The organism is Pseudomonas sp. BRM28 (assembly GCF_002939405.1).
GTDB classification, from domain to species: Bacteria; Pseudomonadota; Gammaproteobacteria; order Pseudomonadales; family Pseudomonadaceae; genus Aquipseudomonas; species Aquipseudomonas palmensis.
The window spans coordinates 5,717,942-5,743,758 of record NZ_PEFV01000001.1; the positions used below are offsets into that span (position 1 = coordinate 5,717,942).

Consider the following 25,817-nt stretch of genomic DNA (forward strand, 5'->3'; position numbering starts at 1 on the left):
CACACAGATCAGCCCATACCCTGTGGGAGCGGGCTTGACCCGCGATGGGCTGCGCAGCAGCCCCAATCAATCAGGAGCCAGGCAATGCGTTCATCAAAGGTGATACATGTAATCAGCTGCCACGCCGAAGGCGAGGTCGGCGATGTGATTGTCGGTGGCGTCGCGCCGCCACCGGGCGACACCCTGTGGGAACAGTCGCGCTGGATCGCGCAGGACGACACCCTGCGCAATTTCGTGCTCAACGAACCGCGTGGCGGCGTGTTCCGTCACGTCAACCTGCTGGTGCCGCCCAAGAACCCGGCCGCGCAGATGGGCTGGATCATCATGGAGCCGGCCGACACCCCGCCGATGTCCGGCTCCAACTCGCTGTGCGTGGCCACGGTGCTGCTCGACAGCGGCATCCTGCCGATGACCGAGCCGCAGACCCGCCTGGTGCTCGAAGCCCCCGGCGGCCTGATCGAGGCCGTGGCCGAATGCCGGGACGGCAAGGTGCAGCGCGTGGAGGTCAGGAACGTGCCCTCCTTCGCCGACCGCCTGGACGCCTGGATCGAGGTCGAGGGCGTGGGCTCGCTGCAGGTCGACACCGCCTATGGCGGCGACAGTTTCGCGATTGTCGATGCCCAGCGCCTGGGCTTCGCCATTCGCCCCGACGAGGCCGCCGACCTGGTGGAGGTGGGCCTGAAGATCACCCGCGCCGCCAACGAACAACTGGGTTTTGTGCACCCGCTCAACCCCGGCTGGTCGCATATCTCGTTCTGCCAGATCGCCGCGCCCGTCGTGATGGAGAATGGCGTGGCCACCGGTGCCAACGCGGTGGTGATCCAGCCCGGCAAGATCGACCGCTCCCCCACCGGCACCGGCTGTTCGGCGCGCATGGCCGTGTTGCAGGCCAAGGGCCTGATGCAGGTGGGCGAACGCTTCATCGGCCGCTCGATCCTGGGCTCGGAGTTCCACTGTCGCATCGATTCGCTGACCGAAGTGGCCGGGCGCGCCGCCATCTACCCGTGCATTTCGGGGCGTGCCTGGATCACCGGTACCCATCAGTTGCTGCTCGACCCCGCCGACCCGTGGCCACAAGGCTACCGACTGTCGGACACCTGGCCCGGCGCCTGATCGCTAAGCCCTTGATTCACAAACCCTAAGCAAAAAGACCAGCAAAAACCCCGAAATAACGCTGGTCTGCTTCACACACATAAAATATCGTATACGAAATACTAACAACCACCGGAGACAACCAATGAGCAAGCGCATCAACTGGAGTGGCGTGTTCCCTGCGGTCACCACCCAATTCAACGACGACTTCTCCATCAACCTGGAAAAAACCCACCAGGTGATTTCCAACGTGATCCGCGACGGCGTGTCGGGCCTGGTGGTGTGCGGCTCGGTGGGCGAGAACACCTCGCTGACGGCCGAAGAAAAGATTGCCGTGACCGAAGTGGCGGTGGATGCCTCGCGTGGGCGTGTGCCGGTGATCTGCGGCGTGGCCGAGTTCACCAGCGTGCAGGCCGCCAAGGTGGCCAACGCGGTGCGCAAGGTGGGCGTGGACGGGGTGATGCTGATGCCGGCGCTGGTGTACGGCTCCAAGCCGTTCGAGACCGCCGAGCACTACCGTTACGTGGCCAAGCATGCCGACGTGCCGCTGATGGTCTACAACAACCCGCCGATCTACAAAAACGACGTGACCCCGGACATCCTGATTTCCCTGGCCGACTGCGACAACGTGGTGTGCTTCAAGGATTCCTCCGGCGACACCCGCCGCTTCATCGACGTGCGCAACGAGGTGGGTGACCGCTTCGTGCTGTTCGCCGGCCTCGACGACGTGGTGCTCGAAAGCATCGCGGTGGGCGCCGAGGGCTGGGTGTCGGGCATGTCCAACGTGTTCCCCAAGGAGGGCGAGACGATCTTCCGCCTGGCCAAGGCCGGACGCTTTGCCGAGGCCATGCCGATCTACGAGTGGCTGATGCCGATCCTGCACCTGGATGCCCGCGCCGACCTGGTGCAGTGCATCAAGCTGTGTGAAGCCATTGCCGGTCGCGGCAGCGCGCTGACCCGTCCACCGCGCCTGGCCCTGCCAAAGGACGACCGCGAGTTCGTCGAGCAGATCATGGCCAAGGCCCTGGCCAACCGCCCTGAACTGCCGGATGTCGGCCTCTGAGTGAGTGCCGGGCGGGCCTCTCTGCGGGGCCCACCCGGCGCGCCTGTTTTTCTGTCTTGCGCCTGCACAGGAAACGCCAGCATGAGCACTGCACACCCCTCTCCCCGCGCAACCACCGCCCCGGCGGGCCTCAAGCGTGTGGTAGCGGCCGCCATGGCCGGTACCGTCGCCGAATGGTATGAATTCTTTCTCTACGGTACGGCCTCGGCACTGGTGTTCGGCCAGTTGTTCTTTCGCCAGACCGACAGCCCCATCGACGGCATCATCGCCGCCTTCGCCCTTTACGCCGTAGGTTTTCTGGCCCGCCCGCTGGGCGGCCTGGTGTTCGGCCACTATGGCGACAAGTTCGGGCGCAAGCGCCTGCTGCAACTGAGCCTGGTGGTGGTCGGCATCACCACCTTTCTGATGGGCTGCCTGCCCGGTTTCGACAGCATCGGCTACGCCGCGCCCATCCTGCTGGTGCTGCTGCGCCTGATCCAGGGGTTCGCCTTTGGCGGCGAATGGGGCGGCGCGATCCTGCTGGTGTCCGAGCACTGCCCGGACAACCGTCGCGGCTTCTGGGCCAGCTGGCCGCAGGCCGGCGTACCGGCCGGCAACCTGCTGGCCACGGTGGCGCTGCTGGCGCTGTCGAGCACCCTGAACGAGGAGCAGTTCCTGGCCTGGGGCTGGCGCGTGGCGTTCTGGCTGTCGGCACTGGTGGTGCTGATCGGCTACTGGATCCGCACCAGCGTGGATGATGCCCCGATCTTCAAGCAGGCCCAGGCCCGCCAGGCGCAGCACAAGGTGCAGCAGCTGGGTGTGGTGGAAGTGCTGCGCCATCACTGGCGTTCGGTACTGGTGGGCATCGGCGCCCGGTTTGCCGAGAACATCCTGTACTACACCGTGGTGACCTTCTCGATCACCTACCTCAAGCTGGTGGTGCACAAGGACACCTCGCAGATTCTGCTGCTGATGTTCGGCGCGCACCTGCTGCACTTCTTCCTGATCCCGCTGATGGGCTACCTGTCGGACCTGGTGGGGCGCAAGCCGGTGTACCTGACCGGTGCGGTGCTGACCGCGTTCTGGGGCTTCGTCGGCTTCCCGATGATGGACACCGGCAACAACTGGCTGATCATGGCGGCGATCACCCTGGGCCTGGCCATCGAGTCGATGACCTATGCGCCCTACTCGGCGCTGATGGCCGAGATGTTCCCCACCCATGTGCGCTACACCGCCTTGTCGCTGTGCTATCAGGTGGCGCCGATTTTCGCCGGCTCCCTGGCACCGCTGATCGCCATCACCCTGCTCAACAAGTACAACAGCTCGACGCCGATTGCCTGGTACCTGGTGGGCGCCGCGGCGATCTCCATCGTCGCCGTCGGCCTGACCCGTGAAACCCGTGGCAAGTCGCTGCACCTGGTCGACGCCGAGTCGGCCGAGCGGGTTGCCGCCAGCACCGACACCGCCAGCGCTCGCGGCAACTCGCTGGCCTGAGCCCAACCCTTTCAACAGGAGGTCTGCATGACCGAGATCATCGGCCACAACTACATCGGCGGTGCGCGCAGCGCGGCCGGCAGCATCACCCTGCACAGCCATGACGCCACCACCGGCGACGCCCTGCCGTACCGTTTCACCCAGGCCACCGCCGAGGAAGTGGACGCTGCCGCCCGCGCCGCAGCGGCGGCCTACCCGACGTTTCGCAACCTGCCGGCCGGGCGCCGGGCGGAGTTTCTGGAGGCCATAGCCGAGCAGCTGGACGCGCTGGACGATGACTTCGTCGCGCTGGTAACCCGCGAAACAGCCTTGCCCACGGCACGGATCAAGGGCGAGCGCGGCCGCACCAGCGGGCAGATGCGCCTGTTTGCCCAGGTGCTGCGCCGGGGCGACTTCTACGGTGCGCGCATCGACCGCGCATTGCCCGAGCGCCAGCCGCTGCCACGGGTGGACCTGCGCCAGTACCGTATCGGCGTGGGGCCGGTGGCGGTGTTCGGCGCCAGCAACTTTCCGCTGGCGTTCTCCACCGCCGGGGGCGATACCGCAGCGGCGCTGGCGGCCGGCTGCCCGGTGGTGTTCAAGGCCCACAGCGGGCACATGGCCACGGCCGAGCACGTGGCCAACGCGATCATTCGCGCCGCCGAGCGCACCGGCATGCCCGAGGGCGTGTTCAACATGATCTATGGCGCCGGGGTGGGCGAGGCGCTGGTCAAGCACCCGGCGATCCAGGCCGTGGGCTTTACCGGTTCGCTCAAGGGCGGGCGCGCGCTGTGCGACATGGCGGCGGCGCGGGCGCAGCCGATCCCGGTGTTTGCCGAAATGAGCAGCATCAACCCGGTGCTGGTGCTGCCGCAGGCGCTGCAGGTGCGCAGCGAGAAAATCGCCACGGAGCTGGCGGCGTCGGTGGTGATGGGCTGCGGGCAGTTCTGTACCAACCCCGGGCTGGTGATCGGGCTGCGCTCGCCGCAGTTTTCGGCGTTTGTGGCGCAATTGGCGGCGACGCTGGGCGAGCAGCCGGCGCAGACCATGCTCAATGCCGGCACCCTGCGCAGTTATGCCAAGGGCGTACAGGCGTTGCAGGCGCACCCTGGGGTGAGCCATCTGGCGGGCAGTGAACAACAGGGCAACCAGGCGCAGCCGCAGCTGTTCAAGGCAGAAGTGAGCTTGCTGCTCGACGGTGATGCGCTGTTGCAGGAGGAGGTGTTCGGGCCGACCACGGTGGTGGTGGAAGTGGCCGATGCGGACCAGTTGCACAGCGCGCTGGCGAGCCTGCATGGGCAGTTGACCGCCACCCTGATTGCAGAAGCCGACGACCTGGCGCAGTTTGCCCAGGTGCTGCCGCTGCTGGAGCAGAAGGTTGGGCGGGTGCTGTTCAACGGCTACCCGACCGGTGTTGAAGTGTGCGATGCGATGGTGCATGGCGGGCCCTACCCGGCCACCTCGGATGCGCGGGGGACATCGGTGGGGAGCCTGGCGATCGATCGGTTCCTGCGGCCGGTGTGTTACCAGAACTGCCCGGATGATCTGCTGCCGGCGGCGTTGCAGGATGGCAACCCGTTGGGGATTGTGCGGTTGGTGGAGGGGGTGCAGAGCCGGGAGGCAGTGGCAGGCTGACGGGCCTCTTCGCCGGCAACGCCGGCTCCTACAGGAGCTGGCGTTGCCGGCGAAAGGATCAGTTCAGCAATGCCTTGAGGTCGTTGTACAGCGCCTCGGGGATCTGCACGCCCTCCTCCAGGCTGCGCTTGCGCGCCTCGAAGCGGCGCTGTGACGGCAGCCGCGCACCCTGCCCCTCGATGCCCGCAAACACCGCCTCCGCCCGCGCCAGGTGCGCCTCGGCGCCCGCCCCCAGAAACCGCTGCGGGTCCAGCGCGAGGATCAGCTCGCCATGGTACGGCGAGGACTTGCTGCCCGCGTCATAGGCCAGCGACTCGGCACTGGTCAGGTCGCCGATCAGCGGCCCGGCAATCAGCTCGACCATCGCCGCCAGCGCCGAGCCCTTGTGCCCGCCAAAGGTCAGCATGGCGCCACTGTCGAGCACCACGTTCGGGTCGGTGCTCGGCTGCCCCTGGGCATCCACGCCCCAGCCTTCGGGGATGGCCTTGCCGGCGCGCCGATGCAGCTCGATGTCGCCGCGCGCAATCGCGCTGGTGGCAAAGTCGAACACGAACGGGTTGGTGCCCGCACGCGGCCAGCCGAACGCGATGGGGTTGGTGCCAAACACCGGCTGGCTGCCCCCGGCCGGCGCCACCCAGGCATGGCTGGGGTTGCACGCCAGCGCCACCAGGCCGGCCTCGGTCAGTTGTTCGATCTCGACCCACAACGCCGAAAAGTGCACGCAGTGGTTGATGGCCAGGGCCGCGATGCCGTTGCTGCGGGCCTTGGCCTGCAGCATCGGCAAGCCGGCCTGGAACGCCAGCTGCGAGAAGCCGCCAGCAGCATCCACACGCACGATCGAGGGCACCTGGTCGATCACCTGCGGCTCGGCCGCCGCCGACACCTTGCCGGCCTTGAGCGAGTTCACACAGCCGATCACCCGGTACAGCCCATGGGAGGCGCAGCCATCGCGCTCCCCGGCGACCACCGTGGCCGTCACCGCTGCGGCGTGCGCCGCGTTGAAACCGTTGTGCAGCAGGATCGACTCTGCCAGTTCATGGGCTTGGGTAAGGGTCAGTCGAATCATGGTCAGCTCCTTGGACAGACCGTCCATCGTGCCCCATCGACCGGGGCCGGGCTTGATCGATTCGGACCACGGGCATGACGAACTTGGCACAGTGGCCAACAGCCCCCGACGCATACCCAGGGAAGCTGTTCAGTTTGTAATCAAACTGACGCAGCCCTTGTGGTACGCAGCGTGTAGCGCTTTATCCACAGAGCTACCCACTTTTTTTGTGGATAGCTTCAGCGCAGTTCGACCGGTTGCAGGTCGGCCCAGGATTCCACCGGGCCGGGGTTGCGCGGGTCGCTCGCGCCGCCCAGGCACACGGCAATCTTGTTCACGGCATTGAGTGCGCTGGTGACCGCGCCCTCGGCCCAGCCACCGGTCCAGGACACGTCGTCGCCGGCCAGCACGAAGCCGTAGGGCGTGGCATCGCCCACCCCGGTCATGAACTGCGCGAAGAGCCTGCGCTGGTAGGCGTACTGCCCGGGCAGGTTCATCTTGAAGGCGCCCAGATAGTGCGGCTGGTCCTCCCAGTTGAACTCGACGAAGGTGTTGCTGGCACTGTAGTGCGCGGCGAGGTCCACGTTGGGGTAGATGGCCTGCAGCAACGTGGTGCACAGCTGGGCATGCTGCGGCGCCGGCCTGGCGCGGTCGCCCAGGAACTTCAGCGCATCGTCGTTCCAGGTGTACGACAGGAAGATGCCGCTGCCGCGGTAGCCGCTTGGCGCCTGCGCGTAATCGACCAGGTAGGTGCCACGGGTGAGGCCATCGGACAGCGTCACGCTCAGCGTGCGTTCCTGCATCGGCCCCGGTCGTTCGTGCCAGAAGGGCCGCCGGGTGGCCGCGAAGATCTTTGCCGACTGCATGTAGTGAGTGTATTTGACGGCCTCCCAGGTCGCGCTGGGCAGCAGCGCGTCCATGGCCTTAAGTTGTTGCACGTTGCCGCTGGCGCGCAGCTTGTCGAGCACCCGCAGGTGCGGGGTGTAGACCACGTGGCCGATGGTCAGCCAGGCACTGGTATCGCGCTTGAGGTCGTGGACCAGTACCGAGAACTCACCGTTCGCCAGCGGGCTGATATGCCGGACTTCCTGGTTGAACGGCTCGGCGAATACCTGGCGGGTCATCGACTCGACGCTGCTGTCGCCCTGGCCGTTGGCGCAGGGGTCGCCCAACGCAGTGGGCGATTGCGTCCACAGCGCCCTGGGCAGTGCATCGGCGCCCTGGTACATGAGCCGGTGGCTGGCATCCAGCCCGGTGTACAGCACCCGCAGCACTTCGAGGATGCTGTTGGGGTAGTCGGTGTTCCAGCCACCGGTGCCGAAGCCGATCTGGCCGAACAGGTTGATCTGCTCGCGGCTCCACCCCGACTCCTGCAGCAGCGCCTGATAGAAACTGACGTCGTCCCAGCTGCGGCCGGCGCCGCAGTGGACGATGGCATTCCACAGGCGCTTGATGGCTTTCTGGTCGATGCTGCCTTCGGTCATGGCGGTTTCCAGTTCATGGAAGTGGAACGGCGCGCCCGCCAGAAAGGTGTCGAAGAACTGCTCTTCGAGCTGCAGGTACTCCGGTGGCACGGGGAACACCGGGCTGTCGTGCTCGTAGTACTTCACGCGGCCCTGGTAGTCGACCACGGTGCTGACTGCGGCCGCTGTGCCGGGGTTGGGAAAGTCCGCCGACTGCGCGGTCATGCCCACCTTGTCGAAGTAGTGGAACAGCGCCTTGCCGGATACCGGAAAGCGCATGGCGCCCAGCTCGCAGATAACCTCGGCGCCGGGGTCGCCCATGACCCTGGAATACAGCCGCCCGCCGATGCGCTCGCCGGCCTCCAGCACCACCGGGTGCAGGCCCATCTTCAGCAGTTCGTAGGCCGCCACCAGGCCGGCGATACCGGCGCCGACCACCAGCACCTTGCGGCCCCAGCACTCGGGCGGCACGCGGCACAGCGGCTGGCCGGCGGCACGAGCGGCGGCGAGGTAGTCGGCGTAGTGGAACGGGAAGTCCGGGACCAGCGCGGTCACGTCCTTGTTGCGGGCAAGTGGCGTCCTGCGGGGGCTGCGCGAAGGGATGGCGGACATGGCAGTGGCTCCTGAGGTAGTCGGGTTCTTCCGTTGAAGTCACAAAGACTGCCAGCGATGTGACTACTTTCAGAAAAGACCAGATCGACCCGGAGCACCAACACGCACCCGACCGGCGGCCTGTGACGTACACAGGCCGCCGGCGCGATTCAAGGTGCGGCTTTGTGGCGCGCCATGTAGTCCTCGTACTCGCGCGACATCACGTAGAGCTTGATCTGCTCGACCTCCTCGGGCTTGAGCGAATCGTCGAACGACGGCATGCCCAGTGGCTTGAGCGCGCCCTGCAGGACGATCTGCTGGAAGTGCTCGCGGGTGGCGTCGCTGGACTGGCGCAGGTCGGGGATCAAACCGCCGCTGATGGTGCCCATGCCGTGGCACACGCTGCAGAACTGGCCATACAACTGCTTGCCGGCCTGCACCTGCTCGGGTGCTGCGGTGACGGGCTGGGGCACGCGCTCGACCTTGGCGGGCGCCGGGGCCGGTGGCGGCAACTGCGCCTTGCCATCGAGGGCGAACACCAGCAGGCGGCTGCGGTTCTTCATGCCCGGCAGGTTCATCGACTCGCCGCCGGTCAGGGTGGCCACGCCGCCCCAGCCGGCCATGATCGCCACGTACTGACGCCCGGCCAGTTCGAAGGTCATGGGCGCGGCAACGATGCCGCTTTGCGCCTCGAACTGCCACAGCGCCTCGCCCTTGTCGGCGGAATAGGCATGCATCTGCCCCGCCGCAGTGCCCTGGAACACCAGGTTGCCGGCGGTGCTCAGGGTGCCGCCGTTCCAGTGCGTGGGGTATGGCACCTTCCAGGCGGCCTTCTGTTTGACCGGGTCCCAGGCCAGCAAGGCGCCGCTGACCACGGCGGCCGGCACGTCGGTGGCGTCGGCAAAGCCGGCGGCGGTGTTGAATGCCTTGCGGGTGACGAAGTCCTTGCCTTCGTTGCGGTACACACCGGGCACTTCCTGGTAGGGGATGTACACCAGGCCGGTGCCGGGGTTGAACGACATCGAATGCCAGTTGTGCGCGCCGAAGGGGCTGGGCCACATCACGATGGGCTCTTTTTCGTAGCGCACCCCAGGGGCCTCGACCGGCCGGCCGGTGGCGAGGTCGACCTTCTCGGCCCAGGTGACCTTGCCGAACTTCTCGGCCGAGATCAGCTTGCCGTTGGTGCGGTCGAGCACGTAGAAGAAGCCGTTTTTAGGCGCCTGCATCAGGACCTTGCGCGGTTTGCCGTCGATGTTCAGCTCGGCCAGGGTGATCTGCTGGGTGGCGGTGAAGTCCCAGCTGTCGCCCGGGGTGACCTGGTAGTGCCAGGCCAGCTTGCCGGTGTCGGGGCGGATGGCGAGGATCGACGACAGGTACAGGTTGTCGCCACCGCCCGGGCTGCGCACCTCGCGGTTCCACGGCGAACCGTTGCCGGTGCCGACGTAGAGCAGGTCCAGCTCGGGGTCGTAGGCCATGCTGTCCCACACCGTGCCGCCACCGCCGAGCTTCCAGTACTGGTCGCCCTGCCAGGTCTTGGCCGCTTCGCGCAGTTCGGGGTGCTCGTAGGGCAGCGCCGGGTCGCCCGGTACGGTGTAGAAGCGCCAGGCCAGTTTGCCGGTGTCGGCGTCATAGGCCGAGACGAAGCCGCGCACGCCGTATTCGGCGCCGCCGTTGCCGATGATGACCTTGCCTTTGACCACCCGTGGCGCGCCGGTGATGCTGTAGGGCTTGGCCGGGTCGGTGGTCTGCTGGCTCCAGATGGCCTTGCCGGTCTTGGCGTCGAGGGCGATCAGACGCCCGTCCAGGGTGCCGACGTAGACCTTGTCGCCCCACAGGGCCACGCCGCGGTTGACCGCGTCGCAGCACGAGGTACGGGCCTTGACCTTGGCCACCTCGGGGTCGTAGCGCCACAGCTCCTTGCCGCTGGCGGCGTCGACCGCGATCACCCGGCTCCAGGACATCGAGGTGTAGATCACCCCGTCGTGGAACAGCGGCGTCGCCTCCAGGCCGCGGGTGTTGTCCAGGTCCATGTACCAGGCCAGGCCCAGTGACCTGACGTTGCTGGCGTCGATCTGTTTGAGCGGGCTGAAGCGTTGTTCGGCATAGGTGCGGCCGTGGCTGAGCCACTCGCCGCCGGCCTGTTCGGTGGCGCGGATGGCGGCCTCGTCCACCCCGGCGGCAAGGGCTGCCAGCGGGGTGGCCAGGCACAGCATCAGCAATGAAGTACGCAAAGGTTTTTTCATGTTCGGTGTCCTCGGTGATGGCTGCAGGTGCGGGTCAGAACACCTGCATCAGGCGTACGTTGAAGCGGTCGCCTTCCTTGAAACCGTTTTCCACCGACTGGTCACGGCCATAGTTGAACAGCAGCTGGGTCTTGGGCGTGACGAACCAGCCTGCGCCCACCAGAAACTTGGCGGTGTCGGGTTTGTCGTGCTGGTCGACGCCGTCCAGGCGGGTTTCGCCGCCCCACAACCTGGAGTAGCCCACGCGCAGGTCCAGGCTCGGGGTGAGCTGGTAGCGCAGGAACGCCTGGCCCTGGTACAGCGCGGACTGGCGCAGGGTCAGGCCGGCGGAGGTGGCGTCGTCGTTCTTGCCGAACCAGGTGACGTCGCCGATCAGGTCCAGCCACCACTTGTCGCCCAGGCCCTGGATGTAGCCGGCCTGCAGCGCGAACTTCCAGCGGTTCTCGCCGATGTTGAGCGCGTCGTCGCGGTCGTAGCGGCCGGTGGGCACGTAGAGGAACGGGGTGATGCCGAAATAGGTCTTTTCTTCCGGGCGCTCCACCAGCCACACGGTGGAGGCCAGGATCAGGTCGCCGATGCCGCCATCGCTCTTGCCCAGGCCCGAGGTGTCGCGCTTGCCTTCGAGCTGGCCGAAGGGCAGCAGGAACTGCGGGTCGATGGTGAACCCGCCCAGCTTCATGAAGTGCACGCCCCTGAGAATGCCGATGTCGGAGTTCAGCCCGGCACGCACCGGCTGCTTGTGGCCACCGGAGTACAGCGAGCGACGTTCGGCATGCTGGTAGTAGACCATGCCCAGGTTGGTGCCTTCGGGCAACGCGGTGTAGTCCCCGGCGTCCACATCCACGGCGTGCGCCTGGCTGCCCAGGCAGCCGGCGAGGCCCAGCGTCCAGGCCTGTGCCCAGCCCAATGCAGTACGACGGCGGTGTGCCGGCACGCTTGACAGTACGGTCTTGCTCATCGAGTCACCTGTTTATTGTTTTTGTCGGATGAGCCACCCAATGGGCGGCACACAGGCCGTAGCAGGCTTCGTGCCAACGAAATTAATCCATTGATATCAATTGGTTGCGCTTTGAGGGCGTCAACCTGCGGTGAAGTGCCCGGCTGCCACCTGCCCCGTTGCAGGCCCGGTTTGCAAGGCTTTGCGGGATTTCTCAGGGGCGTCTCATGTGTCTCACCGTTTGTCTCGACCTAATACGCACAGAACCGGCGAAAGCCCTCCAAACCCCTGAAAAACAAGTACTTTGGTAGTAGAAAAAAGCTGGCACAAGGGTTGCTGAATGCCTCGGGTTCCTTTCAATAACAAGAGAGCCACACCCATGACCCATGCCTTCCCGGTTCACAGTGATACCCAGGCGTTCGTGCAGCGCCAGCACCGCATGCTGATCGGTGCCGACTGGCGCGGCGCCAGCGATGGCGCCACGCTGCAACTGCTCAACCCGGCCAACGGCCAGGCGCTGGCCCAGGTGCCTGCCGCCACGGTCGAGGATGTCGACCAGGCGGTACGTGCCGCGCGCCAGGCGTTCGATGACTCGCCCTGGAGCCGCATGCGCCCGCGCGAGCGCCAGAACCTGCTGTGGAAGCTGGCCGACCTGATCGAGCGCGATGCCCAGGTGTTCGCCGAGCTCGAATGCCTGAACAACGGCAAGAGCGCGCAGGTGGCGCGGGTGATGGACGTGCAGATGGCCATCGACTCGCTGCGCTACATGGCCGGCTGGGCAACCAAGATCGAAGGCACCACGGTCGACCCGTCGCTGCCGCTGTTCGACGGCGAGTTCCATGCCTATGTGCGCCGCGAGGCGGTGGGTGTGGTGGGTGCCATCGTGGCGTGGAACTTCCCCCTGCTGCTGGCCTGCTGGAAGCTGGGGCCGGCGCTGGCCACCGGGTGCAGCGTGGTGCTCAAGCCGGCGGACGAGACCCCGCTGAGTGCGCTCAAGCTGGCCGAACTGGTACTGGAGGCCGGCTACCCGGCGGGCGTGTTCAACGTGGTCACCGGCGTGGGCGCGGTGGCCGGTGCGGCGCTGTCGGCGCACCCGCTGCTGGACAAGGTGACCTTCACCGGCTCGACCGAGGTGGGCAAGCTGATCGGCAAGGCGGCGATGGATTCGATGACGCGGGTGACGCTGGAGCTGGGCGGCAAATCGCCGACCATCATCCTGGCCGACGCCGACCTTGAGGTGGCCGCTGCCGGTGCCGCCAGCGCGATCTTCTTCAACCAGGGGCAAGTGTGCTGCGCGGGGTCGCGCCTGTATGTGCACCGCAAGCATTTCGACCGCGTGGTGGCCGATATTGCCGGCATCGCCAACGGCATGAAGCTGGGCAATGGCCTGGACCCGAGCATCGACATGGGCCCGTTGATCTCGGCCAAGCAGCAGGCACGGGTGGGCCGCTACATCGACATGGGCCGCGAGCTGGGTGCCAAGGTGGCGTGTGGCGGCGAGTACTACGGGCCAGGGTATTTCGTGCAGCCGACGGTGATTGCCGACGTCGACCAGCAGTGCCCGCTGGTGCAGGAGGAGATTTTCGGGCCGGTGCTGGTGGCGATTCCGTTCGACGACATGGACGAGGCGATTCGCCTGGCCAACGACAGTGCCTATGGCCTGGGCGCGAGCATCTGGTCCAACGACCTGGCGCAGGTGCACCGCATGGTGCCGCGCATCAAGTCGGGCTCGGTGTGGGTCAACTGTCACAGTGCGCTGGACCCGGCGCTGCCGTTTGGCGGCTACAAGCTGTCGGGCGTGGGGCGCGAGATGGGCGCGGCGGCCATCGAGCATTACACCGAGCTGAAGTCGGTGGTAATGAAGCTGTAGGCGGCAGTTGGGGCCGCTCTGCGGCCCGATCGCGGGTCAAGCCCGCTCCCACAGGAGGGGGCTTGCGCCGTGATGGGGTCAGCCCAGTACAGGGCGGAAGAAACTGCGCTCGTAGCTGATGATGCACCGGGTGTCTTCGGCGTACTTGAACGCGGCGATGCACTCGGCGTCGGTTTTCGATTGTTCGCGGTAACGTTCGTACGCTGCCAGGCTCGGGAACGAGAACATCGCCAGGGCGACGTTGTTGGCGCCTTCGCTGGGCAGGAAGTAGCCATGGTGCTGGCCGCCGAATTTCTCTACCAACGGTATCCACATGCGCCCGTAGGCTTCGAACTCTTGCAGCTTGTAGGCATCGACGATGTAGCGCAGGTAGCAGGTAACCATTGCAGCACTCCATGAAAGGGACCGGCAGCGAGCCTAGTGGGCGTCACGGGCGGGCGTCAATACGCGACAGGTGCAGCGAGCATCAGCGCTCGCACCGTTGAACCCGCGTGCAGCCCTTCAGCGGGTCGGTGCCGCCGGCGCCTGTTCGATGTGGCGCAGATGGCTTGAAGGCACCCAGCCGGCCTGCGCGTCGCGCGGCCTTGTGCACCAGGACCAGCCGTTGAGCGACCTCACGCAGAGCACTTCATCGCCAATGTCCACGTCCAGCTCCCTGGCGGTGTAGTCCTCGCGCGCGCGGCCTGCCTGCTCGCCCAGCCTTTCGATCACCTGCGCCGGCACCCAGCCACCCTGCTGGCCGGGCGTGGTGCAGAAGTACCAGTTGTTCCATCCTTCATCGCCCTGGTACACCTCCCCCACCTCCAGCACGGCCCCCTTGGCAAAGGTGATGGGCTGAGGGAATTCGCTGCGGTGCGCTTTAATCACGCGGTATTGCATGTGTCTTCTCCTTGGTGAACTGAAGCCGGTGCCCACCCAGCGGCGCGGCTGTGCGAAAATAGCGCCTTTGTTATCAACAGGTTGGAGATGTACGGTTTGGTTACACACTATTCGGCGAACGGCGCCAATGCCGCCTGCGGGCGTACCAGTCAGACCCTCAACAGCACTCAGGCAGCGGATCAGGTGTCGTGCAAGTCCTGCCTGCGCTCGCTGGCTGCCCCCGACTCGGCAGCCGTGGCCGCCAAGGCCAAGACCCCTTCGCTGGCCGAACTGCGCAAGCAGCGCCAGCAACAGGCCGCGCCGGCGCCGGTGCCCGCGTTCAGCGTCAAGGCCAGCTGGCAGGCCCGCCTGAGCAGCCAGGCCGACCGTTGCCGCCTGCCACGCGGTGCGCGCAAGCAGATCTGCGTGTGACCCCCGGGCAGGCCGGCTTGCTGTGGCAAGTCGGCCTGCCCGCCGCTGCCCTGCAACGGATAATCGAGCGGTTTTCATAACCGCGCGCCTGACGACTTCAGGCCAGTGGCTGGATCACGTCGACCCACTGCGCGTTGACCAGGGTGGCCAGGCGCTCGGGCTCGATGCGCACCGCCGCATTGACCGCACCGCCGGCGGGGAAGACCACCTCGAAGTCCTTCAGCGACTCGTCGCAGTACACCCGCAGCGGCTGGCTCAGGCCGAAGGGGCACACGCCGCCGATGGGGTGGCCGGTGTGCTGCTCGACCTGCTCGGCCTCGAGCATGCGTGCCTTGACGCCGAACTGCTGCTTGTACTTGCGGTTGCACAGGCGCGCATCGCCGCGTACCACCAGCACGATCACCTCCTCGCCCACGCGCAGCGAGAGCGACTTGGCGATCTGCCCCGGCTCGACCGCCAGCGCCTCGGCGGCCAGGGCGACGGTGGCGGTGCTGGACGCCAGTTCCAGCACCTGCAGGTCGGGTGAATGGTGGGAGAAAAACGCTTTGACTGACTGCAGACTCATCTTCGCTTGATCCTCTGAAAAAACAGCCCTGGCGGGATACCGTTGCGTACCCTACCAGCTTGGGCAGGCAAAAAACTCAGTCGCCCAACGCTACGCCCTCGCGACGTGGGTCGGCACCGGCCGACCAGCCCTGCCCATCACGCACGATGACCTGCGTGCCGCTGGTCATCTCGATGGGCGATACCGCATGCCCGCGGGCCTTGAGCTGCTCGATCAGGGCAGGGCCGACCAGCCCGGCCTCCACTTCGGTGCCGACGTTGCGGCTGCCGAAGTTGGGCAGGTCGACGGCCTGCTGCGGGTCGAGCTTCCAGTCCAGCAAGCCGATCAGCGCCTTGTTCACGTACTCGATGATCTGCGAGCCGCCGGGCGAGCCGAGGGCAGCCACCAACTGGCCGCTGGCCTGGTCGAACACCAGGGTCGGCGCCATCGAGGAGCGCGGCCGCTTGCCCGGTGCGATGCGGTTGGCCACCGGCTTGCCGTTCTCCTCGGGGATGAACGAAAAGTCGGTCATCTGGTTGTTGAGCAGAAAGCCCTTGACCAGCACATGAGAGCCGAACGCCGCCTCGACCGAGGTGGTCATCGACAGCGCGCCGCCCTGATCGTCCACCGCGACGATCTGCGAGGTGGAAATGCGCAATGGCGAGCGGTCAGGCGCCCACGCCAGGGGCATGCCGGGCGGCACACCGGCAGTGGCGACGCCCATGCTCCGATCACCGATCAGCGTGGCGCGCTGGGCCAGGTAAGCCTTGCTGGTGAGCCCTGGCACATTGACCGGCACCTGGTCGCTGTCGGCCAGGTACAGGGCGCGGTCGGCATAGGCCAGGCGCTCGGCTTCGGCAATCAGGTGCACGGCCTGGGCGGAGGGTTGCATGACGCCCCCGGGGCGAGCTTTTTCGGGCGCCATCGCGGCCAGGTCCAGTGCCGGTTTCTGGCGCTGCAGCGCCTCCAGAATGCCCAGCGTCTGCAGTACCGCGACGCCACCGGACGACGGTGGCGGCATGCCGCATACCGTCCACTGCTTGTACGGCCCGCATACCGGCGCGCGCACCTTGGCCCGATAGCCTGCAATGTCGCTCAGCGACAACGTGCCGGGGTTACTGTGGGTATTGACCTGCTGCACCATCGCCTCGGCGATGGGCCCGTGGTAGAAGGCGTCCGGGCCCTGGTTGGCGATGGCCTCCAGGGTTTGCGCCAGCTCGGGGTTCTTCAGCAGCGTGCCCACGGGCAAGGGCTGGCCCTGGGGCGTGAGCAGGTAGCGGGCCAGTGCAGGCGACTGCGGTATCGAGGTGGAGGCGGCAATCAGGGCGTGCAGCCGCGCAGACACGGGGAAGCCGTCGCGGGCCAGGTCGATGGCCGGCTGGAAAAGCGCGCGCCAGGGCAGCTTGCCGTGTTGCTGGTGCGCCATCTCCAGAGCCCTGAGTACACCGGGCACGCCCACCGAGCGACCGCCGATCTGGGCGTCCTTGAATCCCATCGGCGTACCGTCCGGCTTCAGGAACAGGCGGCTGTCGGCCCCTTGGGGCGCCGTCTCCCGCCCATCGAACGCCTGCACCTGCTTGCCATCCCAGTACAGGATGAAGGCGCCGCCGCCGATGCCGCTGGACTGCGGCTCCACCAGGGTCAACACCGCCTGCATGGCAATGGCGGCATCGATCGCAGACCCGCCCTTGCGCAACATCGCCTGGCCGGCGGCGCTTGCCAGGGGGTTGGCTGCCGCGGCCATGTGGTGCTGTGCCTGTACCGGGGCCATGCCTGTGCGGTAGCCCGAGGCGACTTCCGGGGCGGCGGGCAAGGCGGTGCTGGATGGCGCAGGCGGGGTTGCGCTGGTACAGGCGCCGAGCAGCAACGCTGCCATCGAGAAGCCGAGGGCGTGCATCAGGTGTTTGCGGGTGGTTGGGTAACCGGTCAAGACCAACTCCATTGAGCGTTTGGGGAACGCGGGCAATGGTAGCGTGATTGACGCGAGCAGGCCCGGTACTCACCGCGGCTTGTGCGGCGATTCCAATGCGCGTGCCCTGATTCTCGACGCGTAGGGTGCAGATTGATTAAGCTTCCCGCTTTAACGTTTCAGTTTGTTTCAAGGATTCAGATGACCATTCAGCAAGCGCCGCCACTCGCCTATTCCAGAGCCACCGTCGGCAAGATGGAAGCCGCCATGGCCCTGGGAAGTTTTGCCATCGGTACCGGCGAGTTCGCGATCATGGGGCTGATGCCCGACATCGCCAGCAACCTGCACCTGAGCGAGCCCCAGGTGGGCCATGCCATCAGCGCTTATGCCCTGGGCGTGATGGTGGGTGCGCCGGCCCTGGCGATTCTGGGCGCCAAGCTGCTGCGCAAGCACATGCTGCTGTTGCTGATGGCGCTGTATGCGATCGGCAACCTGGCCACGGCCTTCACGCCCTCCTTCGCCGGGCTGGTGGCGTTTCGCTTTATCAGCGGCCTGCCCCACGGCGCCTACTTCGGCATCGCGGCGGTGGTGGCCTCGAGCATGGTGGCCACCGACCAGCGCGCGGGCGCGGTGGCACGGGTGATGATGGGGCTCACCCTGGCGATGCTGCTGGGCAACCCGGTGGCGACCTTCCTGGGGCAGTTCTTCGGCTGGCGTGCGGCGTTCGTGCTGGTGGGCGCGATTGCGCTGTGCACCATCGGGCTGGTGTGGCGCTACGTGCCGCAGCGTCACGATGAAGTACGCAGCGACCCGCGCAAGGAGCTCCAGGCGTTTCGCCTGCCGCAGGTGTGGATGGCGCTGGCTATCGCCTCGATCGGTTTTGCCGGCATGTTCTGCGTGTTCAGTTACCTGGCGCCGACCATGCTGCAGGTGACCAAGGTGTCGCCACAGTGGATTCCATTCGGGCTGGCGGCGTTCGGGGTGGGCGGCATCATCGGCAACATCGCGGGCGGCAAGCTGTTCGACCGCCTGCAGTTTCGCGCGGTGGGGTTGGTGCTGGTATGGTCGATTCTCGTGCTGAGCCTGTTCCCCTTCGCGGCCAGTTCGCCGTGGGGCGTGCTGCTGGGCTGCGGGCTGGTCGGCACCATGATCGCACTGGCCGCCCCCTTGCAGATTCGCCTGATGGACATTGCACATGAAGCGCCGAGCCTGGCGGCGGCATCGAACCATGCGGCGTTCAACCTGGCCAATGCGCTGGGGCCATGGTTTGGCGGCATGGCGATTACTGCGGGGTTCGGCTGGACCAGTACCGGCTACATTGGCGCGGCGACTGCGCTGGTGGGGTTGGGGATCTACCTGGTAGCGCGGCGGATGAAGGGCGGGCACTGAGGGCCTGCCAGGTTTTGCCAAAGGAAAGAAACCAACGTGAACCAGCTTTCAATCGCCAGCTTCAAATCGAAGTACAGCCAGGGCTTCTACTCGACCTTCGCCATCGATGGCGCGCCGCTGGAAGTCTGGCTGCCAACACGAGACCCCGCTGCACAGCTTCATCTGGTGGCAGCGCATGCCGGCCTCTACGGCGAAGACGATAATGAACTGGTGTGGGACCGCAGCTACTCCACTGCCCCTGGGTGGACCACCCTGGTGCCGCTGCTGGTGTGCTCCGATGACCTGGACCTTAGCTGCACGGTCATCGTCGTGGAGCAACACGCCCATGAGGACCACATCCACTGGCGGCGCTTCGGCCTGCTGCACGAGGTGATCACCCTGGAGCAGCCCCGCGTCAGCTGGTTCGAGGCCGCTTGCACCGCCACCTTTGAACGCGCCGAATTCCACCGCACACTGGATGAATTTCGCCGGCTGGAAGGCGTGGTGATGGCCTGGGACTAGGGTCTGTATGAAAAGTCTTGAGACGAAGGTCAGGCTGTTTTCAACGCAGCATCATCGAGTATCAAGGCTTTTCGTACAGAGCCTAGGCCGCTATCGAAGCCTGGACTGTTCGCATGCAGCCTTGAGGCGCTGCATGGCATCGGGCGCCATGGGCGCGGTCACCATGGCGTGATAGTTCATGCATTCCCGGGTTTGCTGCTCAGCCGTGGGAGCGCCGCTGGAGGTACAGCCGGCGAGGATGAACAGCGCAAGGGCCGTGATCAGTGGTTTCATTTATATATCCGCAACAAGTGACGCCGTGGCCTTCAGCGCCTTGAGGCCTCAATGGTCACCATGGCCTGCGCGCATCTTGAAAAAGCGAACCTGCCGCTTATTGGCCAAGGTGGAAAATAATAATCAAAAGCCCTGCAGATGAGCATCATGAGGGTGGCTAACGTTCCCATGAAATCAATTCAATTTAACTCGTTCGATGCCCGGACATAAAATACGCCCCAATTAAGGAACACTTCAAGACGCCCGAGCAAAAAAACCTACAACGAATCAAACTTGCCGAAGAGGGCAAATGTAGATTCGGTTTTTATCTCGGACCATCAGGGCACCCGATTAAAATGAGCACAGCATTTACATTCTCGATCAAGCGTATTCGTTTCGACGAACATTATCGCCCCGCTGAAAACACCCGCACGACCACCAACTTCGCAAACCTGGCGAGGGGGCAGCGTCGCCAGGAAAACCTGCGCAACACCCTGACGATGATCGACAATCGTTTCAATGCCCTGGCGCACTGGGACAACCCGAAAGGCGACCGCTACAGCGTCGAACTTGAAATCATTTCCGTGGAAATGAACATGGATGTCGAGCACAGGGACACCGCCCTGCCGCTGATTGAAATACTGCAGACCACCATTGTGGATCGCAAAACACGCGAACGCATCGAGGGTATCGTAGGCAACAACTTCTCCTCGTACGTGCGCGATTATGACTTCAGCGTGCTGTTGCTGGGGCACAACAAGAACCAGCAGGGGTTCAGCACGCCGGATGATTTCGGCGAGCTGCACGGCAAGCTGTTCAAGCATTTTGTAAACTCGAGCACTTATAAAGAACACTTCAAAAAACCACCGGTCATCTGCCTGAGTGTTTCAAGCAGCAAGACTTATCAGCGCACCGAAAACCAGCACCCGGTATTGGGCACCGAATACCAGCAGGACGAATATTCCCTGACCGATGAGTACTTCCGGAAGATGGGCCTGAAGGTTCGCTACTTCATGCCTGCCAACAGCGTGGCACCGCTGGCGTTCTACTTTGCGGGGGACCTGCTTGGGGATTACACCAACCTTGAACTGATCAGCACCATCAGCACGATGGATACCTTCCAGAAGATCTATCGCCCTGAAATCTACAACGCGAATTCAGCAGCAGGTCGATCCTATCAGCCGAGCTTGAATCACCAGGATTACTCGTTGACCCGCATTGTCTACGATCGAGAAGAGCGCAGTCACTTGGCCATCGAACAGGGCAGGTTTGTTGAAGAGCACTTCATCAAGCCCTACCAGACCGTGCTTGAGCAGTGGTCCGCCCAATACGCGCTTTGATCATTCAGAACATACAAGGTCATCTATCGTGAAAAAACTGCTACCCACCTCCACTGCTGGCAGCCTGCCCAAACCGTCCTGGCTTGCACAACCCGAGACGCTCTGGTCGCCCTGGAAGCTGCACGGCGAGGAGCTGCTCGAAGGCAAGCAGGACGCCTTGCGCCTGGCCCTGCAGGAACAGCAACACGCAGGCATTGATATCGTCAGCGACGGCGAACAGACCCGCCAGCATTTCGTTACCACCTTTATCGAGCACCTGAGCGGAGTGGATTTCGAAAAGCGCGAAACCGTCAGAATTCGTGACCGCTATGACGCAAGCGTGCCGACCGTTGTGGGTGCTGTTGCCAGGCAAAAACCGGTGTTTGTCGAAGATGCCAGGTTTCTGCGCCAGCAGACCAGCCAGCCCATCAAATGGGCCCTGCCCGGCCCCATGACCATGATCGACACGCTGTATGACAGCCACTACAAAAGCCGGGAAAAGCTGGCTTGGGAATTTGCCAAGATCCTCAATCAGGAAGCCCGAGAGCTGGAGGCGGCGGGCGTGGACATCATCCAGTTCGACGAGCCTGCCTTCAACGTGTTCTTCGACGAGGTGAATGACTGGGGCGTGGCCACCCTGGAACGGGCGATCGAAGGGCTCAAATGTGAAACGGCCGTGCATATTTGCTACGGCTACGGCATCAAGGCCAATACCGACTGGAAAAAGACGCTTGGTTCGGAGTGGCGCCAGTATGAGGAAGCCTTCCCCAAGCTGCAGAAATCCGGCATCGATATCATCTCGCTGGAGTGCCACAACTCCCATGTCCCGATGGACCTGATCGAGCTGATTCGCGGCAAGAAAGTGATGGTGGGGGCCATCGATGTGGCGAACCACGCCATCGAAACCCCCGAGGAAGTGGCCAACACCCTGCGCAAAGCGCTGCAGTTCGTGGACGCCGACAAGCTCTACCCGTGCACCAACTGCGGCATGGCCCCTCTGCCCCGCGAGGTGGCGCGCGGCAAGCTGAACGCCTTGAGCGCCGGCGCGGACATCGTGCGCAGAGAGCTCTTGAACCGATAAGGGTGCAGGAGGGGTTGCAGCGCTGATCGAGCGGCTTGCCCCCTCCCCACCGCCTTTGGATCCGCCCCTTCAGCCAGGACCTACCATGTCACGTTCCAGTACTGCCATCGAGCCATTGCGCTTTCGCGAAGCGCTCGGGCACTACGCATCCGGTATCACGGTGATCACGTCGCAGATCGAGGAGGAGCCGGTCGGCTTTACCTGCCAGTCGTTCTATAGCGTGTCGATGAGCCCGCCGCTGGTGTCGTTCAGCGTGATGGCCGGTTCGGCCAGCTACCCCAGGATCCGCCAGGCAGGCCGCTTCGCGGTCAATATCCTGTCCGGTGAACAGGTCGGGATCTCCAACCAGTTCGCCCGACGAGGTACCGACAAGTGGCAGGGCGTGCAATGGCAGGCATCGCCACTGGGCAACCCGATCATTGCCGGCAGCCTGCACTGGCTCGATTGCGAGATCCACGCCGAACACGTCGCCGGTGATCACCTGATCGTGATTGGCGAAGTGAAGGCGCTGAACCTGCAGCAAACTGCCGCCACACAGCCCTTGCTGTACTTCAAGGGGCAATACTGCAACCTCGCCGCCCACGGTGCAGGCTGAGGAACAGGGGCCTGGCCTTCTCAACAAGCCCCTTGCATCGCGGTATCGACCGCTTCCACAAGCATCTGCGCATGCTCTTCGGTAAACGCCAGCAGCGGACGGATTTTGAGCACGTTCTGGTGCGGACCAGCGGCGCTGATCAGTACGCCCTGCTCGCGCATCGCGTTGACCACCTGGCGGGCCTGCCTGGCTGCGGGTGCCCTGGTGGCGCGGTCGGTGACCAGCTCAACCCCAAGGAACATGCCGGCCCCCCTGACGTCGCCGATCAGTTCATGGCGCCGGGCAAGCCGTGTCAGGCCGTCCAGCAGATAGCTGCCAATGTGATGGGCCCTCTGCTGCAGGTGTTCTTCGCGGATGACGTCCAGCACCGCCTGGCCTGCCGCGCACGAGACCGGGTTGCCGCCAAAGGTATTGAAGTAGCGCATGCTCCTGCCGAAGTGATCGACCACCTGGGAGCGCCCGACGATGCCGGCAATGGGCTGGCCATTGCCCATGGGCTTGCCGAGGGTGACGAGGTCCGGGCGCACGTTGTGCCTGGTATACCCCCACATGTTAAGGCCGGTACGCGCAAAACCCGGCTGTACCTCATCGGCGATGTACAGCAGGCCTTCGGCCTGGGCCAGCGCCACACCCTCGGCGATACAGCCCGCCGGCCCGGGCAGCACGCCGTCGCTGGAGAAGATGCCATCCAGCAGGATTGCCGCCGGGCGGATGCCGTGCGCCTTGAGGTCATCGATTGCGGCGCGCACTTCTGCGGCGAACATCGACGCCACGTTTTCGGCCCCCAGACGGTAAGCGTCAGGTGCGCGAACGGTGCGCACATGCACCGGGAGCACCATGGCGCTGCCAAGCGATGGTGAAAGCTCGGCGATGTCTGCGGTGACGCCGTGGTAGGCGAACCGGGTGATGATGACGCCGGTGCCACCGGTGCAGTGCCTGGCGATACGCAGCGCCAGATCATTCGCCTCGCTCCCGGAGCAGGTGAACATGACGCGATCCAGGTCATCGGTGAAGGTACCGAGCAACTGCTCGGCATAGTCGAGAATGCCCTCCTGCAGGTAACGGGTGTGCGTGTTCAGCACCTGCGACTGCCGATGCATCGCCTCGACCACCCGGGGATGGCAGTGACCGATGGAGGCAACGTTGTTGTAGGCGTCCAGGTAACGACGGCCCTGCTCGTCGAAGAGCCATACGCCCTCCCCTCGAACGGTGTGCAGCGGTCGCTCGTAGAACAGGCGGTATGCCGGGCCCAGTAGCCGCTCGCGGCGCTCGATCAGGCGTCGCTGCGATGCCGAAAGCCGGGTGGCGTCAGCTGACGTGAAGCCGTTGATCATGCTCATGCTCGATTTGCTCGCAGGCAGGCCGAAGCAATTCGGTCTTCTGTTTCAGCGCGAGGCAGCGCCGACAGTGCCTTCAGGTTTGCCCAGGCACGCTGGGTGTTTCGAAGGATGTACTGGCGATTGTCCGGATGCAGTTCGGCGCGCCAGGAGTTGATGCACAGGGCCAACGCCAGGCGCGTGGCCAGCAGCTCGGGCAGCAGCGCCAGCTCCTGCTGGTTCAGGGGGTTGCACTGGTGGTAGCCGACAATCACATCCAGGGCCGGCTCCAGTACATCGCCTACCTGCCCAAGGTGGTAGGAAGCGGCAACCGCGACCTCGTTGACCAGGGGCGCATGCACCATGTCACCGAAATCGAGGATGCTGCGCAGCACATCGGGGTTGTGGGCATCCACGATGATGTTGTGCGGGTTGGTGTCATTGTGAATGACCTGCTTGCGCAGCCCGGGGATGCTGGGCACCACCACCGACGCATACTGTTCGAGGCTGCGCTGCACCAGGCTTCGTCCGGGGCCGGGTTCGATGTGCACCAGCAGCGGTCGAAGGTGCGCGGCGTGCTGCATGTCCCACAGCAGCGCATGCCCGGCGGCGGGGTGGGCAAACCCTTGCAGCGCCACGTCAAGCCGGGCGATGGACTGCCCGATGACCCGGCGAAACGTCGGTGTGGGGTGACTCACGCAGTGAAGGGGCATGCCATCTTCGAAGGACAGCAGCCGCGCCAGCATGCGCTGCCCGTCGATCTCGACGAAGGTGGCGTACTGGCCCTCAAGCGAGGGGTGCACGCGCTGAACCGCAAGCCCGGGATCGCGAAGCTCGATTCTTCGCATCGCCTGGTTGTGGAAGTCGACCACATCGGGGTTTTCAAGCGGGTGGGAGAGCTTGAACAACCGGGATGAGCCGTCTTCGAGCATCACGCGGAAATTGAGGTCGCGCTCGCCGCCCAGTTTTTCGAGCGTGCCGCTCAAACCGAATTGCTGGCGCAGCACTGCACACGCCTGCGCATCGGTGACCCGTGCCGGAGCAGCTTCGAGCAGGCTGTCATCGACAGCCAGATTTTCAAGGGGCATGACTCGCATCCTTATACGGCCTTTGAATGGCGCCCCCGGTTTCAGGGGCGCCATGCATCACTTGTTGACCCAGGCGTTGAAGCGTTCCTCCAGATCCTCACCGTGGTCGATCCAGAACTCGGCGTCGGTGGCACGGGCGTTTTTCAGGTTTTGCGGGGCGGTGGGCAGTTTTTCGCCCACGCGCTTGTCCAGCAGGTCCATCGCGCCGGTGTTGCTGGGCCCGTAGGGGATGGCCTCGACGAAGTTCTTCTGTTGCATGGGCTCGCTGGCGAACGCGATGAAGCGCTCGGCCAGTTCCTTTTTCGGCGCCCCTTTCACGATGGCCCAGTGATCGAGATCGTAGAGGCTGCCATTCCATTGCATCGCAAACGACTGGCCTTCCTCCTGGGCAGAGGTGACACGGCCGTTGTAGGCGGAGGTCATGACCACGTCACCGGCGATCAGCCATTGCAGCGGCTGCGCGCCGGAGTCCCACCACTGGATGCTGGACTTGATTTCATCGAGCTTCTTGAACGCACGTTTGACACCCTCTTCAGTACCCAGCAGCGTGTAGAGGTCCTTGTTGTCTACCCCATCGGCGAGCAGCGCGAACTCCAGCGTGAACTTCGCGCCGCGGCGCAGGCCGCGCTTGCCGGGGTACTTCTTCAGGTCCCAGAAGTCGGCCCAGCCTTGCGGGCTGGAGGCGAGCTTCTTGGGGTCGTAGGTCAGCACGGTGGACCAGATGAAGATGCCGACACCACAGTCGCTGACGGCCGCAGGAATGAAGTCTTCCTTGTTGCCTATCCGGCTCCAGTCCAGCGGTTCGAACACCCCTTCGCTGCAACCACGGATGAGCTCGGGCGATTCGACCTCCACCACATCCCAGCTGGTTTTGCCGGTGTCGGCCATCACCTTGATCTTGGCCATTTCGCCGTTGTAGTCGTCGGCGGTGATGGCCACGCCGGTCTGGGCGGTGAAGGGTTTGTAGAACGCCTTCTCCTGCGCCTGGCGGTTGTTGCCGCCGAAGGACACCACGGTCAGCTTTTCAGCGGCATACAGCGGGCTTGCGATGGTTGCGAGCAAAAGTACAGCTGCGATTTTCTTATTCATGCGTCTCTCCAGGTCAGCTACGGGTCGTGGGCAGCTTTAAAGGGATGGCAGTT

Annotated in this window: 23 protein-coding genes; 11 read left to right on the top strand and 12 right to left on the bottom strand. The window is 64.8% G+C overall.

Annotation, left to right across the window (positions count from 1 at the left end):
• Positions 1 to 84 precede the first annotated feature (84 nt).
• From CR917_RS26155 to CR917_RS26170, 4 genes are all read left to right on the top strand, one after another.
• A complete protein-coding gene (locus CR917_RS26155) occupies positions 85 to 1,113 on the top strand; it encodes a proline racemase family protein (RefSeq protein WP_104573022.1) in 1,029 nt (342 codons plus the stop codon).
• 124 nt (positions 1,114 to 1,237) lie between these two features.
• The gene (locus CR917_RS26160; protein WP_043861054.1) at positions 1,238 to 2,155 is read left to right on the top strand and encodes a dihydrodipicolinate synthase family protein; all 918 of its coding nucleotides are present in this window, start codon (positions 1,238 to 1,240) and stop codon (positions 2,153 to 2,155) included.
• 81 nt (positions 2,156 to 2,236) lie between these two features.
• Positions 2,237 to 3,628 (top strand): fosfomycin efflux MFS transporter AbaF, encoded by a 1,392-nt coding sequence (abaF, locus tag CR917_RS26165; protein ID WP_078480790.1) that lies wholly within the window; start codon positions 2,237 to 2,239, stop codon positions 3,626 to 3,628.
• 27 nt (positions 3,629 to 3,655) lie between these two features.
• On the top strand, positions 3,656 to 5,242 hold the full coding sequence (locus CR917_RS26170) for an aldehyde dehydrogenase (NADP(+)) (protein ID WP_104573021.1): 1,587 nt from the start codon (positions 3,656 to 3,658) through the stop codon (positions 5,240 to 5,242).
• Positions 5,243 to 5,300: 58 nt separating this feature from the next.
• On the opposite strand, the gene CR917_RS26175 is transcribed toward CR917_RS26170, so the two are convergent.
• The 4 genes from CR917_RS26175 to CR917_RS26190 all read right to left on the bottom strand — a co-directional run bounded on the left by CR917_RS26175 (position 5,301) and on the right by CR917_RS26190 (position 11,542).
• Positions 5,301 to 6,308: an Ldh family oxidoreductase gene (locus CR917_RS26175; protein ID WP_104573020.1), complete on the bottom strand. Its 1,008-nt coding sequence runs from the start codon at positions 6,306 to 6,308 to the stop codon at positions 5,301 to 5,303.
• 218 nt (positions 6,309 to 6,526) lie between these two features.
• Complete coding sequence (locus CR917_RS26180; protein ID WP_104573019.1) at positions 6,527 to 8,362, bottom strand: NAD(P)/FAD-dependent oxidoreductase; 1,836 nt, start codon at positions 8,360 to 8,362, stop codon at positions 6,527 to 6,529.
• 149 nt (positions 8,363 to 8,511) lie between these two features.
• Positions 8,512 to 10,584: a PQQ-dependent dehydrogenase, methanol/ethanol family gene (locus CR917_RS26185; protein ID WP_058541185.1), complete on the bottom strand. Its 2,073-nt coding sequence runs from the start codon at positions 10,582 to 10,584 to the stop codon at positions 8,512 to 8,514.
• Positions 10,585 to 10,618: 34 nt separating this feature from the next.
• Complete coding sequence (locus CR917_RS26190; protein ID WP_052504233.1) at positions 10,619 to 11,542, bottom strand: transporter; 924 nt, start codon at positions 11,540 to 11,542, stop codon at positions 10,619 to 10,621.
• Between the two features lie 358 nt (positions 11,543 to 11,900).
• Here CR917_RS26190 and CR917_RS26195 point away from each other — a divergent pair, with 358 nt between their 5' ends.
• The gene (locus tag CR917_RS26195) at positions 11,901 to 13,391 is read left to right on the top strand and encodes an aldehyde dehydrogenase (RefSeq protein ID WP_043861048.1); all 1,491 of its coding nucleotides are present in this window, start codon (positions 11,901 to 11,903) and stop codon (positions 13,389 to 13,391) included.
• A gap of 78 nt (positions 13,392 to 13,469) precedes the next feature.
• On the opposite strand, the gene CR917_RS26200 is transcribed toward CR917_RS26195, so the two are convergent.
• A complete protein-coding gene (locus CR917_RS26200; protein ID WP_043861047.1) occupies positions 13,470 to 13,775 on the bottom strand; it encodes an NIPSNAP family protein in 306 nt (101 codons plus the stop codon).
• A 117-nt stretch (positions 13,776 to 13,892) separates the two neighbouring features.
• Positions 13,893 to 14,270 carry an SH3 domain-containing protein gene (locus tag CR917_RS26205; protein WP_104573018.1) on the bottom strand — a complete coding sequence of 126 codons (378 nt, stop codon included), beginning with the start codon at positions 14,268 to 14,270 and terminating at the stop codon, positions 13,893 to 13,895.
• A 96-nt stretch (positions 14,271 to 14,366) separates the two neighbouring features.
• On the opposite strand from CR917_RS26205, the gene CR917_RS26210 reads away from it, so the two are divergent.
• Entirely contained in the window at positions 14,367 to 14,681 is a 315-nt protein-coding gene (locus CR917_RS26210) for a hypothetical protein (RefSeq protein ID WP_043861086.1), read from the top strand.
• 97 nt (positions 14,682 to 14,778) lie between these two features.
• Here the strand turns inward: CR917_RS26210 and CR917_RS26215 are convergent, their stop codons facing one another.
• Together CR917_RS26215 and ggt are read right to left on the bottom strand one after the other, a co-directional pair.
• Positions 14,779 to 15,246: a YbaK/EbsC family protein gene (locus CR917_RS26215; RefSeq protein ID WP_043861044.1), complete on the bottom strand. Its 468-nt coding sequence runs from the start codon at positions 15,244 to 15,246 to the stop codon at positions 14,779 to 14,781.
• 76 nt (positions 15,247 to 15,322) lie between these two features.
• Positions 15,323 to 17,101, bottom strand: a complete 1,779-nt coding sequence (ggt, locus tag CR917_RS26220) for a gamma-glutamyltransferase (protein WP_104573212.1) — start codon at positions 17,099 to 17,101, stop codon at positions 15,323 to 15,325.
• 234 nt (positions 17,102 to 17,335) lie between these two features.
• Between ggt and CR917_RS26225 the strand changes: the two genes are divergently transcribed.
• Entirely contained in the window at positions 17,336 to 18,523 is a 1,188-nt protein-coding gene (locus CR917_RS26225) for an MFS transporter (RefSeq protein ID WP_043861043.1), read from the top strand.
• 36 nt (positions 18,524 to 18,559) lie between these two features.
• Entirely contained in the window at positions 18,560 to 19,024 is a 465-nt protein-coding gene (locus tag CR917_RS27865) for a hypothetical protein (RefSeq protein WP_235384191.1), read from the top strand.
• 90 nt (positions 19,025 to 19,114) lie between these two features.
• Here the strand turns inward: CR917_RS27865 and CR917_RS26235 are convergent, their stop codons facing one another.
• Positions 19,115 to 19,297, bottom strand: coding sequence for a hypothetical protein (locus CR917_RS26235; protein ID WP_043861042.1), 183 nt, complete (start codon positions 19,295 to 19,297; stop codon positions 19,115 to 19,117).
• 335 nt (positions 19,298 to 19,632) lie between these two features.
• Here CR917_RS26235 and CR917_RS26240 point away from each other — a divergent pair, with 335 nt between their 5' ends.
• The 3 genes from CR917_RS26240 (at position 19,633) to CR917_RS26250 (ending at position 22,271) form a co-directional block, all read left to right on the top strand.
• Complete coding sequence (locus CR917_RS26240; protein ID WP_104573017.1) at positions 19,633 to 20,616, top strand: DUF1852 domain-containing protein; 984 nt, start codon at positions 19,633 to 19,635, stop codon at positions 20,614 to 20,616.
• A gap of 28 nt (positions 20,617 to 20,644) precedes the next feature.
• Positions 20,645 to 21,676 carry a methionine synthase gene (locus CR917_RS26245; protein WP_043861040.1) on the top strand — a complete coding sequence of 344 codons (1,032 nt, stop codon included), beginning with the start codon at positions 20,645 to 20,647 and terminating at the stop codon, positions 21,674 to 21,676.
• An 85-nt stretch (positions 21,677 to 21,761) separates the two neighbouring features.
• Positions 21,762 to 22,271 carry a flavin reductase family protein gene (locus CR917_RS26250; RefSeq protein WP_054916127.1) on the top strand — a complete coding sequence of 170 codons (510 nt, stop codon included), beginning with the start codon at positions 21,762 to 21,764 and terminating at the stop codon, positions 22,269 to 22,271.
• A 20-nt stretch (positions 22,272 to 22,291) separates the two neighbouring features.
• On the opposite strand, the gene CR917_RS26255 is transcribed toward CR917_RS26250, so the two are convergent.
• From CR917_RS26255 to CR917_RS26265, 3 genes are read right to left on the bottom strand one after another with little or no spacing between them, the layout of a single operon-like run.
• Positions 22,292 to 23,611: an aspartate aminotransferase family protein gene (locus CR917_RS26255; protein WP_104573016.1), complete on the bottom strand. Its 1,320-nt coding sequence runs from the start codon at positions 23,609 to 23,611 to the stop codon at positions 22,292 to 22,294.
• Positions 23,608 to 24,675, bottom strand: coding sequence for a phosphotransferase (locus CR917_RS26260; protein WP_104573015.1), 1,068 nt, complete (start codon positions 24,673 to 24,675; stop codon positions 23,608 to 23,610). The genes CR917_RS26255 and CR917_RS26260 overlap by 4 nt, the downstream gene beginning before the upstream one ends.
• Before the next feature lie 57 nt (positions 24,676 to 24,732).
• A complete protein-coding gene (locus tag CR917_RS26265; protein ID WP_054916130.1) occupies positions 24,733 to 25,764 on the bottom strand; it encodes an ABC transporter substrate-binding protein in 1,032 nt (343 codons plus the stop codon).
• Positions 25,765 to 25,817 lie beyond the last annotated feature (53 nt).